The organism is Massilia sp. IC2-477 (assembly GCF_020707265.1).
Classification (GTDB): domain Bacteria; phylum Pseudomonadota; class Gammaproteobacteria; order Burkholderiales; family Burkholderiaceae_D; genus Telluria.
This window is the reverse complement of sequence record NZ_JAJFEQ010000001.1, coordinates 614,022-625,713: the sequence shown is the minus strand read 5'-3', so window position 1 is coordinate 625,713 and position 11,692 is coordinate 614,022. Positions and strand designations below refer to the sequence as shown.

The window sequence follows — 11,692 nt, the reverse complement described above, 5'->3', positions numbered from 1 at the left end:
GAAATCAGAGGCTTTGCGGGTAGGAGCCCAGCACCTTGAAGAAGGCTGCGTTGTCCTTCAGCTCGTCGAGGGCGCGGGCAACGGCTGCGTCGCGCACGTGGCCCTCGATGTCGACGTAGAAGTAGTACTCCCAGGTGCCGATGCGCGCCGGGCGCGACTCGAAGCGCGTCATCGACACGCCGTGCTTGGCCAGCGGCGCCAGCAGGTTGTAGACGGCGCCCGCCTTGTTCGGCACCGCCAGCACGATTGAGGTGTGGTCGCGTCCCGACGGCCCGGTTTCCAGGCTGCCGATCACGGCGAAGCGGGTGCGGTTGTGCGGGTCATCCTGGATGTGGGCCTGGACCACGCCCAGCTGGTACTGCTCGCCCGCCATCTCGCTCGCGATCGCAGCCACGGTCGGGTCCTGGCTTGCCATGATCGCGGCTTCCGCGTTGGATGCCACGGCGCGGCGCTCGATGCCCGGATGATGCAGGTTGAGCCACACCTGGCACTGGGCCAGTGCCTGCGAGTGGGCGCACACGACGGTGACGCCATCCATGCTGCCGGTCTTCGTCATCAGGCTGTGGTGGACCGGGATCGAGATCTCGCCGCTGATCACGGTGGTGGTGGCCAGCATCAGGTCGAGGGTGCGGTTGATCGCGCCTTCGGACGAGTTCTCGACCGGGACCACGCCGAAGTCGGCGGTGCCGGCCTCGGTGGCGCGGAACACTTCGTCGATCGAGACGCAGGGCAGCGTCTCGATGGCAGTGCCGAACTGCTGGTACACGGCCTGCTCGCTGAAGGTGCCGGACGGGCCGAGGTAGGCCACCGTGACGCGCTTTTCCAGCGCGCGGCACGAGGACATGATCTCGCGGAAGATGGTCTGGACGTCGCGATCCTTGAGCGGACCCGGGTTGCGCTCGGCCACGCCGCGCAGCACCTGCGCCTCGCGTTCCGGACGGAACACCGGGGCATTGGTTTCGGCCTTGACGTGGCCGACCTGCTGGGCGATCTGGCCGCGCCGGCTCAGGAGGTCCAGGATTTGCGCGTCGATCGCATCGATCTGCTCGCGCAGGGGAAGGAGTTTATCGTTCATCGTAAGCTCGTATTATTCCGTAGGGTGGGCGGATTCTCTGCCCACGCGGTTTCGGTCCGCATGCGTTGACCGCGTGGGCGGACAAGCCGCCCACCCTACGATCGCAGGCCTAGCGGCCAGCGAATTCGTTCAAATAATCGACGAGGGCTTGCACACCCTCGAGCGGCATCGCGTTGTAGATCGATGCCCGCATGCCGCCGACGGACTTGTGGCCCTTCAGTTGCAGCAGCCCGCGCGCCTTTGCGCCGGCCAGGAATTTGTCGTTCAGGGATTCGTCGCGCAGGAAGAACGGTACGTTCATGCGCGAGCGGTTGTCTGGCGCGACGCGGTTCTGGTAGAAGTCGTCGGCATCCAGCGCCTCGTACAGCAGGCGCGCTTTTTCAATATTCATTTTCTCCATGGCCGCCACCCCGCCCAGCTTCTTGAGATGGGCGAACACCAGCCCGGCGATGTAGATCGCGTAGGTCGGCGGGGTGTTGAACATGGATTCGTGCTCGGCCACGGTCTTCCAGTGGAAGGCCGAGGGGCAGATCGGCAGCGCATCCTCCAGCAGGTCGTCGCGCACGATCACCAGGGTCAGGCCGGCCGGCCCGATATTCTTCTGGGCGCCGGCGAAGATCACGCCGTACTTCGACACGTCGATTTCGCGCGACAGGATGTGCGAGGACATGTCGGCCACGATCGGCACCTTGGGCTTCGATTCGGGCACGAAGTTGTACTCGACACCGTCGATGGTCTCGTTGGTGCAGATGTGCAGGTAGGCCGCGTGCGGGGTCAGGTTCCAGCTGTCCTGCGGCGGCACGCCGGTGAAGCCGTTCGCCTCGCTCGACGCTGCAATGTTGACGTGGGCGTAGCGCTTGGCTTCCTTGATCGACTTGCCCGACCAGGAGCCGGTGTGCACAAAGTCGATGGTCGCCGGCTGCGGGCAGCAGCCGACCATGTTGAGCGGGATGATGGCGTTCTGGCCGAGTCCCCCGCCCTGCATGAATAGGATCTTGTAGTTGGCCGGGACGGCCAGCAGCTCGCGCAGGTCGGCCTCGGCTTGCTGATAGATCGAGATGAATTCCGGACCGCGGTGGCTCATCTCCATGACCGACATGCCGCTGCCGTGCCAGTCGAGCATCTCGCTCGCTGCCTGCTGCAGCACTTCCTTCGGGAGGACGGCCGGGCCGGCCGAGAAGTTGAATACCTGCGTCATGCGGTCCTTTCTCGCTTACTTTTTCTGCACTTCCTGCATCACATCCTGCATCAGCTTGCCGAGGCGCGGCGTCATGATGCGCTGGCCGATGGCCATGCCTTCGGCCGACAGCTTGGGCGTGAGGGTCATCATCTTGCGGCCCACCGGGCTCTTGTAGAAGGTGGTCAGCTGCTTGATCTCGTCGACCGTGTAGTTGTTGGCGTACAGCGGCACCATCTCGTTGAGCATTTCATCGATCAGGGCCGGGTCGTTGAAGACCTTGTTGACGGCCTGCGCCACGCCCGGCAGCATCTGCTCGGCCTTGGCGATTGCTTCCTTCTTCTGCTCGGCGTTCAGCTGCGGGTCCGCCTGGATCATGGCCAGCACCTGCTGGCGCATCATGGCCGGCATGGCCTTCTGCATCTCGGCATACATGGCGGTCATGTTCTTGCGCATCTCCATGGCGTCGAACATGGTTTTCACGGCCGCGGTGGATTGTGCGTCGGCAGCCGATGCAAAGGACGGGAAGGCCGCGAAGGCGGCGGCTGCGGTCAGGGCGAGTACAAATTTTTTCATGTAATTATGCTGGGCCCAAGGCCCTGATTATGTGAAAAAAACGGGCCGCATCAAAGCGGCCCGTCGGGTGCTGTTACTCCGGCGCCTGTTCGAGCTCGACCTCTTCGAGGTCGGTCTCGACGATGCGCTGCAGGCCGGACAGCTTGGTGCCGTCTTCCACTGCGATCAGGGTCACGCCCTGGGTCGCACGGCCCATCTCGCGGATCTCGGCCACGCGGGTGCGGATCAGGACGCCGCCGGTGGTGATCAGCATGATCTCGTCGTTGGCGTCGACCAGGGTCGCGGCCACGACTTTACCGTTGCGTTCGGACTGCTGAATCGCGATCATGCCCTTGGTGCCGCGGCCGTGGCGGGTGTATTCCGTGATCGGGGTACGCTTGCCGAAGCCGTTCTCGGTTGCCGTGAGCACCGACTGCTGCTCGTTTTCGGCCACCAGCAGGGCGATGACGTTCTGCCCCTCTTCCAGGTTCATGCCGCGCACGCCGCGCGCGGTACGGCCCATCGGACGCACGTCGTTCTCGTCGAAGCGCACCGCCTTGCCGCCGTCCGAGAACAGCATCACGTCGTGCTGGCCATCGGTCAGCGCGGCGCCCACCAGCACGTCGCCCTCGTCGAGGTCGACCGCGATGATGCCGGCCTTGCGCGGATTGCTGAAGTCCTTCAGCGGCGTCTTCTTGACGGTGCCGAGCGAGGTCGCCATGAACACGTAGTGGTCTTCCGGGAAGGTCCGGTTCTCGCCCGACAGCGGCAGGATCACGGTGATCTTCTCGCCGTCCTGCAGCGGGAACATGTTGACGATCGGCTTGCCGCGCGAGTTGCGCGAGCCCTGCGGCACTTCCCACACCTTCAGCCAGTACATCCGGCCGCGGTTCGAGAAGCACAGGATGTAGTCGTGGGTGTTGGCGATGAACAGCTGGTCGATCCAGTCTTCGTCCTTCGTTGCCGCCGCCTGCTTGCCGCGGCCGCCGCGCTTCTGGGCGCGGTATTCGGAGATCGGCTGCGACTTCATGTAGCCCGAGTGCGACAGCGTGACCACCATGTCCTGCGGAGTGATCAGGTCTTCGGTTTCGAGGTCGCTGGCATTGTGCTCGATGGCCGAGCGGCGTGCGTCCTTGCCGTTCTCGGTGTAGTCGGCCTTGATCTGCGCCATCTCGTCGCTGATGATGGTCGTGACGCGCTCCGGGCGAGCCAGGATGTCGAGCAGGTCGGCGATGTGGGCCATCACTTCCTTGTACTCGTTGACGATCTTGTCCTGCTCCAGGCCGGTCAGGCGCTGCAGGCGCATCTGCAGGATTTCCTGGGCCTGCTCGTCCGACAGCTTGTACAGGCCGTCCTGCTGCATGCCGTAGTGCTTCGGCAGGTGCTCCGGACGGAAGGCTTCGATGCCGCCGGCCGCGCCGGTCTCGGTGCGGTTGAGCATTTCGCGCACCAGGGAAGAATCCCAGGCGCGCTGCATCAGTTCGGTCTTCGCGATCGGCGGCGTCGGCGCGGCCTTGATGATCGCGATGAAGTCGTCGATATTCGCCAGTGCGACAGCCAGGCCTTCCAGCATGTGGCCGCGCTCGCGTGCCTTGCGCAGCTCGAACACGGTGCGGCGGGTGACCACTTCGCGGCGGTGCGACAGGAAGCACTCGAGCATCTGCTTGAGGTTCAGCAGCTTCGGCTGGCCGTTGACCAGCGCCACCATGTTCATGCCGAAGGTATCCTGGAGCTGGGTCTGCTTGTACAGGTTGTTCAGCACCACTTCCGGCACTTCGCCGCGCTTCAGTTCGATGACCACGCGCATGCCCGACTTGTCGGACTCGTCGCGGATGTCGCTGATGCCTTCCAGCTTCTTGTCGCGCACGTTCTCGGCGATACGCTCGAGCAGCGACTTCTTGTTCACCTGGTACGGCAGCTCGTCGATGATGATCGCGACGCGGCCGCCGTCCTTGCCGTATTCCTCGAAGTGGGTCTTGGCGCGCATCACCACGCGGCCGCGGCCGGTGCGATAACCGTCGCGCACACCCGAGACGCCGTAGATGATGCCGGCAGTCGGGAAGTCCGGCGCCGGGATCAGCTCGATCAGTTCATCGATGCTGCAGTCCGGGTTCTTCAGCAGGTGCTGGGCGCCGTTGATGACTTCCGACAGGTTGTGCGGCGGGATGTTGGTGGCCATGCCCACCGCGATGCCCGAGGAACCGTTGATCAGCAGGTTCGGGATCTTGGTCGGCAGGACGGTCGGTTCCTTTTCCTTGCCGTCGTAGTTCGGCTGGTAGTCGACCGTGTCCTTGTCGATGTCGGCCAGCAGCTCGCTGGCGATCTTGTCCAGGCGGCACTCGGTGTAACGCATCGCAGCGGCGGAGTCGCCGTCGATCGAGCCGAAGTTACCCTGGCCATCGACCAGGGTGTAGCGCAGCGAGAAGTCCTGCGCCATGCGGACCAGCGTGTCGTAGATCGACGCATCGCCGTGCGGGTGGTACTTACCCATGGTGTCGCCGACCACGCGCGCGCACTTCACGTACGGACGGTTGTGCGCGTAGTTACTCTCGTGCATGGAGTACAGCACGCGACGGTGCACCGGCTTGAGGCCGTCGCGCACGTCCGGCAGAGCACGTCCCACGATCACGCTCATCGCGTAATCGAGGTAGCTCTTGCGCATTTCTTCTTCTAGGGAAATGGGAACTGTTTCTTTTGCGAATTGATCCATTGGGCGGGTCGACTGCTTTCAGGCTAATGGTTATTGACTGCAACGGATGATTCTACCATGCCCTAGTTAGCACCAGCACAAAACCGTTCAGGGGGCCAGACCCTTCCAGCGTTGTCGATGTCAGCCCCGTCCGCTTGCCCAAATGTTGCAACAAAACAACGCATCGAGAATATGCATGAAGTTTGATTTAGGTGCAGTCGTGCGTTTTTGGTGCATGTGGCAAAATGGACAGGAAATTAATTGTTTGTTTCACAATGCGAAACTAAGCCCTTCCCTGGACGTGTTAGTATCTTGACCATAACGCCCACGTTGAGTTTCGCAAGGCATTTACCCGAAAGGAAAAAAGAACATGAATAAACTGGCAACCCTCATGCTCGCTGCTTCGGCTGCGATCGCGGGCAACGCTTTTGCCCAGAGCGATGCACCGTATGCACCGCTGACCACCGACATCAAGGCGCGCACGCCGTACAGCGCCTACGTGCAGGACAGCCGCGGCGTGATCGCCCGCAATCCTTTCGGCCTGTGCTGGCGCACCGGCTACTGGACCCCGGCCGACGCGGTCCCGGGCTGCGACGCGCCGCTGTGCGTCCCGCCTGAGAAGCTGGAAAACGGCAAGTGCGTCGCTCCGCCGCCGCCTCCGCCGCCGCCAGTCGCCGAACCGGCTCCAGCCCCTGCTCCGGCTCCGGCTCCGGTCCCGACCTCGGAAAAAGTGTCGTACTCGGCTGACGCCTTCTTCGATTTCGACAAGGCTGTCCTGAAGCCGGCCGGCAAGGCCTCGCTCGACGAGCTGGTCTCGAAGCTGGGCGACATGAACCTGGAAGTCATCATCGCCGTCGGCCACACCGACTCGATCGGTACCGATGCCTACAACCAGAAGCTGTCGATCCGCCGCGCTGAAGCCGTCAAGACTTACCTGAAGGGCAAGGGCGTGGAAGAAAACCGCATCTACACCGAAGGCAAGGGCGAGAAGCAGCCGGAAGCCGACAACAAGAGCTCGGCAGGCCGCGCTAAGAACCGCCGCGTGGAAATCGAAGTCGTCGGTACCCGTACCGTCAACAAGTAATCCTTGCTGATTGCTTAATGAACCCCGCTACGGCGGGGTTTTTTTTCGTTTTCCCGTACGCTTACGGCGACAAGTGCTTGCATATTTTCCGTGCGGCATGCCGTGAGCTTCACCATTTCCAGTATGATCCCGAGTATGAATACGAATGCAGACCCGTTAGAGATCCAGAAATTCAGCGAGCTGGCCCACCGCTGGTGGGACCCGACGTCCGAATTCCGCCCCCTGCACGAAATCAACCCACTGCGCCTCGAGTGGATCAACGCCCGCGCCCCGCTGCTGGGCAAGAACGTGATCGACATCGGCTGCGGCGGCGGCGTGCTGTCCGAAGCCATGGCGCGCAAGGGCGCCAAGGTGACAGGCATCGACCTGTCGAAGAAGGCGCTGAAGGTTGCTGACCTGCACAGCCTGGAATCCGGCGTGGAAGTGCGCTACAAGCACATCGCCGCTGAAGAAATGGCGGCTGCGGAACCGGGCCAGTTCGACGTGGTCACCTGCATGGAGATGCTCGAGCACGTGCCGGATCCGGCCTCGATCGTGCAAGCCGCGGCCAACCTGGTGAAGCCAGGCGGCCACGTGTTCTTCTCGACGCTCAACCGCAATCCGAAGTCCTATCTGTTCGCCGTCATCGGTGCCGAATACATCCTGCGCATGCTGCCGCGCGGGACGCATGACTATGGCAAATTCATCACGCCGGCCGAACTGTCGCAATTTGCGCGTCTCGCTGGATTGCAGGTCGACGGCCTGAAAGGCCTGACTTACAATCCGCTGACCAAGATCTACTCGCTCAACAACGACACCGATGTGAACTACATGGTGGCGTGCAGCAAGCCGCTTTAACTTACCTTTCCCATGACTCTTCCGACCGTCCTGCCGGCACCGCGTGCCGTTCTGTTCGACCTCGATGGCACGCTGGCCGACACCGCGCCCGACCTCGCGGCCGCTGTCAACTGGCTGCGTACCGAGCGCGGCCTGCCGCCGACGCCGTATTCGGTGCTGCGTCCGACCGCGTCCGCCGGCGCGCGCGGCATGATCGGCGCGGCCTTCGGCCTGGGACCGGGCGACGAGGGTTACGAAGAGCTGCGCATGCAGTGGTTCGACCGTTACCAGGAAACCATGGCGGTGCACAGCTCGCTGTTCGGCGGTATCACGGAACTGCTGCACGGGATCGAGCAGGCCGGCATGGCCTGGGGCATCGTCACCAACAAGCCGGCCCGCTTCACCGATCCGCTGATCCCGCAGATCGGCCTGTCGCACGCCGGCTGCGTTATTTCGGGCGACACCACCGGTTTCCCGAAACCCCACCCTGCCCCGCTGCTCGAAGGTGCACGCCGCCTCGGCGTGGCGCCGGAACAGTGCTGGTACGTCGGTGACGACAAGCGCGACATCGAGGCCGGCCACGCCGCCGGCATGGTGACGGTCGCCTGCAACTGGGGCTACTGCGGCGCCATCGAACCGTCGACCTGGGGCGCCGAGTACCTGCTCGACACCCCGACCGACCTGCTGCAGACCCTGCGCCAGGTAGTGGAAGCCGCCCGCGCAACCGCGTCCGCGGCCTGAATCGCCTCCCTCGAGCGGGCCGCAACCCTGTGGCCCGCCTCTCCCTCCGCTTACATCTCATTACGACTGATACAGCCTCAGGGCTAGTTCTGGAAAAGGCTCGCCGGTAATCTACTCCCATACGACAACACAACGTTTCATACGGAGCTAGAACATGGAAACCACCGCACGCTTTAACCGCATTCATCCCCTGATGGCCGCAGCCGCTGCGTCGGTTGTCATTGTCAGCCTCACCGGCGCCGCCGCGATCACCGGCCTGCTGCCGAGCTCGAAGAGCTCCTCCGACGTCCCGGCCATGCCGCTGGCAGCCGCCTCGCCGTACGCAACGCAACAGCCGGGCATGGTCCCGATGACGAATGCGCAAGGCCAGGTCGTGATGGTGCCGGCCGCTGCCCTGCAGGGCCAGGTTCCGGTCGCTGCTCCGCTGTCGGCCACCCCGGTGACGCCGCAGCTGGCCACCCAGCTGGCAGCCGGCACCGCACCGCAGATGATGCCGGTGGCCGCCGCCCAGCCGATCGCCTATGCCCAGCCCGCGCCGCAGCCGGCGCCGGTCGTGATCAAGGAAGTGATCCGCGAAAAGCCGGTGGTTAAGGTGGTTGAAAAGACCCGCGTGGTGCACGCGAAGGCCAGCGAGCCGCGCTACTACCCGCAGCACGCACCTGCCCCGGCGCAGGCTCAGCCGAACTACGTCGGCATCGGCACCGGCGCCGTCATCGGCGGCCTGATCGGCAACCAGATCGGCGGCGGCAACGGCAAGAAGCTGGCCACCGTGGCCGGCATCATCGGCGGCGGCATGATTGGCAACGAGATCGCCAACCGCAACCGCTAAGCCTTCTTCCTTCCCGAAAAAACCGCAGGCGCTGTCAGCCTGCGGTTTTTTTTCGGAAGATGCAGACGATGATGTCGCTCGGGAAAATCCGCAGCACGGGAATCGCGCACATGATCGCGATGTACTGCGCCCACAGCGACAACAGCGGCACGTTGCCCGCACAGCTCAGCCGCTCGCGCAGCCCCTTGGCGCGCAGGGCCGGCAACTCGGCGCTGTCGACCATCTCGAAGCCCCGCCCTGCCACCAGCCTGGCCAGGTTGTCGCTGCTGAAATAATGCACGTGCGGCGACGGCAGGTCTTTCTGCCACAGCCGCTCGAAAGGCGTGCGCCAGCCCAGGCGGGCGATGACTTTCGACAGGCGGTAGAAGAAGCCGCGGCTGTTCGGCAGGTTGAGGATCAGGATGCCATCGGGATTCAGGCGCTGCTGGCAGGCGTCGAGGGCGCTGCGGATGTCCGGGATATGTTCGATGACGTCGTTGAAGACGATCACATCGAAGCGCTCGCCATCTTTCAGCACGTCGGGGAAGAAGCCGGCCCGCACCGGCAGGCCACGCGCGGCGGCGCGCGAACCGACCACGGCATCCGGCTCGACGCCGAGCACATCGAAATCCTCGCGCGCCGTTTCCAGGAACCAGCCATGGGCGCTGCCGACGTCGAGCAGGCTGCGCGCGCCGGGCCGGACATGCCGCTTGGCGTACTGGACGATGGCACGGAAATTCTCGAGCCGCAGGGCCTTCAGGCCGGCTTCGCGCTCGGCTTCGTTGACCTCAGGGCCGGTGTGCTTGTTGATGGCGACGGACAGGGCCGCGCTTTCATAGTGACATGCGGGACAGGTCGCATGCCACGATGCGAGCCCGGCCGTTTGAGTGTTACCGCAGACGATACAAACCATTCCCATTCCTTGTCAAAAAGACGTGAGGCAGACGGCGTAGCCAGGAAATCATATTGCAGTTTCGTCATGCTTGGAGCATATCTTTTAGACCTGTTTGAGCTTAAGCTGGTTCTAAGCAGGCAGACTGCACGTACCGACAGATTGGAGTACAATGAAGGTTCTCTCGTTGGGGGCGACCTGGTTTCGACGTGGGTTGCAAAGCAGCGCAGGGCATACCGAGGACTGGTTACCTCGTAAATACATCCAGAAATCAATAACTGCAAACGATAACTCGTACGCACTCGCAGCTTAATTGCTGCTAGGTCCACACCACCTCGCCCCTGGGGTGTACCGCAAGGTTCGTGGACTCATTTACAGGGGCTCGCAGTAGGCCGGGTTACTTGGTCGACTGTTAAATAATAGGTGACTCGCCTGTCCAAAGGGTGCACATCCCCGTTGTCCAGGTTAAATTAATTGATAGTGCTAAGTATGTAGAACTGTCTGTAGAGTGCTTGCGGACGCGGGTTCAATTCCCGCCGCCTCCACCAACCTCTTCCAAAAAGCCGCTGATTCGTCAGCGGCTTTTTCTTTTCTGGCGCCAGGTTAGGTCTTTGGTACCCACAGGATTGTGAACATGTCTATGGTGCGTACCTCGCTCGTCCGACGCTGACGGAAATGTTTGGGTTGCTGTGAAGGCCAATAAATTCATACACAAGCGATACAATTCGTGATTTTTTGCCAACTCCTTAACGGTATTATTGTTGAGCGAGTCGGCACACCATTGATGCCGAAGCCGAGGCCAAAATGAAAATTCGATTTGCCGTTTTAGTAGGCACCGCAATGTCGCTCGTAGCTATAGCCACTGCGGATGCTGCCGGTATTAGCGTTGGAGCGGCGCCTAAAGGTGAGGCGCAATTCGTAGCGTCCAAGATCATCAAAGACAACCATCCAACATGCAAGAAAGTCTCGGGCGCCAAACGTCGGCCGGATGGTTCGATCAGCGCTCAATGCGATGGCGCCAACTTCTTAGTCTTTACGGTGTTCAACCCGAAAGAAGGTCGCACCCTAGAGCTAGCGTTGAACTGTAGTGCGGCGAAGAAGCATCTCAACGTCGGCTGCTAACCACATCAACCGAAATCACAGCACGAGGTTACAGGAAGAGCGTGATGGTACGCCTCGATCAGCCGAGGATGATGCTTAAGACGCTACGCACGCCCGGGTGCCAAAAAAACTGTTAAGACATGAAGAACACTTTCCTCGCATTAGCTTTTCTCCTGACCGCAGCCGTCGCACCAGCAGCCCCAGTAAAAAAGGTGGCAGCAGCCCCCTCCACGACTAGCCAAGCGGCGGTGCAGGAGCAGGTTGCCGATTTCAAAGCCCTTGTTGCGACTGCCTCAGAACCCAAAACTTGGACGCGAGTCTTCTTGCATCCTCGCAATGGAAAGTGGGTTAAGCAATACTACTTCCTTGGGCAAGTAAAGTTTGACATCAAGAAAACAGACTCGTTGTTGAACCCAGCAATGGGTCTCGTCAACTTTCCTGTGGAGGTAAAACTATCTGATTTTTACGCAACTGAAGAAGAGGCAGCGCAGTCAACCACCTTATCCGATTTGAAGGTTACTTACTTCTATAGCGGGAAGTACCTTTTTAGCGATAGCGGTTGGCATACCGATCAGTTCTCGTATTACGCCGCGATTGGCGACAATCCCCCGGAGCGGACGACGGTACAACTTCCTAGGGAAAGACTGCTGCAGAACCGAGAAGCAGGGAAAGAAGAGTCTCAATGGCTGTACAAGTGGGTTCGATAGTTAGATTTAAAGAGTATTCGCTTGCTTGACAGCAGTATCAAGCGAAA

At 61.8% G+C, this 11,692-nt stretch carries 11 protein-coding genes and 1 other RNA gene; 7 read left to right on the top strand and 5 right to left on the bottom strand.

The features are described 5' to 3' along the window. Positions 1-4: 4 nt before the first annotated feature. From pheA to gyrA, 4 genes are all read right to left on the bottom strand, one after another. Positions 5-1,075 carry a prephenate dehydratase gene (pheA, locus tag LK542_RS02815; RefSeq protein ID WP_227810716.1) on the bottom strand — a complete coding sequence of 357 codons (1,071 nt, stop codon included), beginning with the start codon at positions 1,073-1,075 and terminating at the stop codon, positions 5-7. A 109-nt stretch (positions 1,076-1,184) separates the two neighbouring features. Next, positions 1,185-2,273: a 3-phosphoserine/phosphohydroxythreonine transaminase gene (serC, locus tag LK542_RS02810; RefSeq protein WP_227810715.1), complete on the bottom strand. Its 1,089-nt coding sequence runs from the start codon at positions 2,271-2,273 to the stop codon at positions 1,185-1,187. A gap of 15 nt (positions 2,274-2,288) precedes the next feature. Next, positions 2,289-2,828 (bottom strand): DUF2059 domain-containing protein, encoded by a 540-nt coding sequence (locus tag LK542_RS02805; protein WP_227800449.1) that lies wholly within the window; start codon positions 2,826-2,828, stop codon positions 2,289-2,291. 73 nt (positions 2,829-2,901) lie between these two features. Further along, entirely contained in the window at positions 2,902-5,517 is a 2,616-nt protein-coding gene (gene gyrA, locus LK542_RS02800; RefSeq protein WP_227810714.1) for a DNA gyrase subunit A, read from the bottom strand. Positions 5,518-5,866: 349 nt separating this feature from the next. Between gyrA and ompA the strand changes: the two genes are divergently transcribed. The 4 genes from ompA to LK542_RS02780 all read left to right on the top strand — a co-directional run bounded on the left by ompA (position 5,867) and on the right by LK542_RS02780 (position 8,966). Continuing rightward, a complete protein-coding gene (gene ompA, locus LK542_RS02795; protein ID WP_227800447.1) occupies positions 5,867-6,580 on the top strand; it encodes an outer membrane protein OmpA in 714 nt (237 codons plus the stop codon). Positions 6,581-6,715: 135 nt separating this feature from the next. Further along, positions 6,716-7,417: a bifunctional 2-polyprenyl-6-hydroxyphenol methylase/3-demethylubiquinol 3-O-methyltransferase UbiG gene (gene ubiG, locus LK542_RS02790; RefSeq protein WP_227810713.1), complete on the top strand. Its 702-nt coding sequence runs from the start codon at positions 6,716-6,718 to the stop codon at positions 7,415-7,417. 12 nt (positions 7,418-7,429) lie between these two features. Beyond that, positions 7,430-8,137: an HAD family hydrolase gene (locus tag LK542_RS02785; protein ID WP_227800445.1), complete on the top strand. Its 708-nt coding sequence runs from the start codon at positions 7,430-7,432 to the stop codon at positions 8,135-8,137. A 154-nt stretch (positions 8,138-8,291) separates the two neighbouring features. Next, positions 8,292-8,966 (top strand): glycine zipper 2TM domain-containing protein, encoded by a 675-nt coding sequence (locus LK542_RS02780; RefSeq protein ID WP_227810815.1) that lies wholly within the window; start codon positions 8,292-8,294, stop codon positions 8,964-8,966. A 34-nt stretch (positions 8,967-9,000) separates the two neighbouring features. On the opposite strand, the gene LK542_RS02775 is transcribed toward LK542_RS02780, so the two are convergent. Next, positions 9,001-9,858 (bottom strand): bifunctional 2-polyprenyl-6-hydroxyphenol methylase/3-demethylubiquinol 3-O-methyltransferase UbiG, encoded by an 858-nt coding sequence (locus tag LK542_RS02775; protein ID WP_227800444.1) that lies wholly within the window; start codon positions 9,856-9,858, stop codon positions 9,001-9,003. A 168-nt stretch (positions 9,859-10,026) separates the two neighbouring features. On the opposite strand from LK542_RS02775, the gene ssrA reads away from it, so the two are divergent. From ssrA to LK542_RS02760, 3 genes are all read left to right on the top strand, one after another. After that, positions 10,027-10,385, top strand: a transfer-messenger RNA (tmRNA) gene (gene ssrA / locus LK542_RS02770). Between the two features lie 256 nt (positions 10,386-10,641). Beyond that, positions 10,642-10,959, top strand: coding sequence for a hypothetical protein (locus tag LK542_RS02765; RefSeq protein ID WP_227810712.1), 318 nt, complete (start codon positions 10,642-10,644; stop codon positions 10,957-10,959). Positions 10,960-11,078: 119 nt separating this feature from the next. Next, positions 11,079-11,645 carry a hypothetical protein gene (locus LK542_RS02760; protein ID WP_227810711.1) on the top strand — a complete coding sequence of 189 codons (567 nt, stop codon included), beginning with the start codon at positions 11,079-11,081 and terminating at the stop codon, positions 11,643-11,645. Positions 11,646-11,692: the final 47 nt, after the last annotated feature.

Coding starts and splice junctions, on each gene's coding strand:
- pheA (WP_227810716.1), bottom strand. CDS start 1,075: ATGAACGATAAACTCCTTCCCCTGCGCGAGCAGATCGATGCGATCGAC.
- serC (WP_227810715.1), bottom strand. CDS start 2,273: ATGACGCAGGTATTCAACTTCTCGGCCGGCCCGGCCGTCCTCCCGAAG.
- LK542_RS02805 (WP_227800449.1), bottom strand. CDS start 2,828: ATGAAAAAATTTGTACTCGCCCTGACCGCAGCCGCCGCCTTCGCGGCC.
- gyrA (WP_227810714.1), bottom strand. CDS start 5,517: ATGGATCAATTCGCAAAAGAAACAGTTCCCATTTCCCTAGAAGAAGAA.
- ompA (WP_227800447.1), top strand. CDS start 5,867: ATGAATAAACTGGCAACCCTCATGCTCGCTGCTTCGGCTGCGATCGCG.
- ubiG (WP_227810713.1), top strand. CDS start 6,716: ATGAATACGAATGCAGACCCGTTAGAGATCCAGAAATTCAGCGAGCTG.
- LK542_RS02785 (WP_227800445.1), top strand. CDS start 7,430: ATGACTCTTCCGACCGTCCTGCCGGCACCGCGTGCCGTTCTGTTCGAC.
- LK542_RS02780 (WP_227810815.1), top strand. CDS start 8,292: ATGGAAACCACCGCACGCTTTAACCGCATTCATCCCCTGATGGCCGCA.
- LK542_RS02775 (WP_227800444.1), bottom strand. CDS start 9,858: ATGGTTTGTATCGTCTGCGGTAACACTCAAACGGCCGGGCTCGCATCG.
- LK542_RS02765 (WP_227810712.1), top strand. CDS start 10,642: ATGAAAATTCGATTTGCCGTTTTAGTAGGCACCGCAATGTCGCTCGTA.
- LK542_RS02760 (WP_227810711.1), top strand. CDS start 11,079: ATGAAGAACACTTTCCTCGCATTAGCTTTTCTCCTGACCGCAGCCGTC.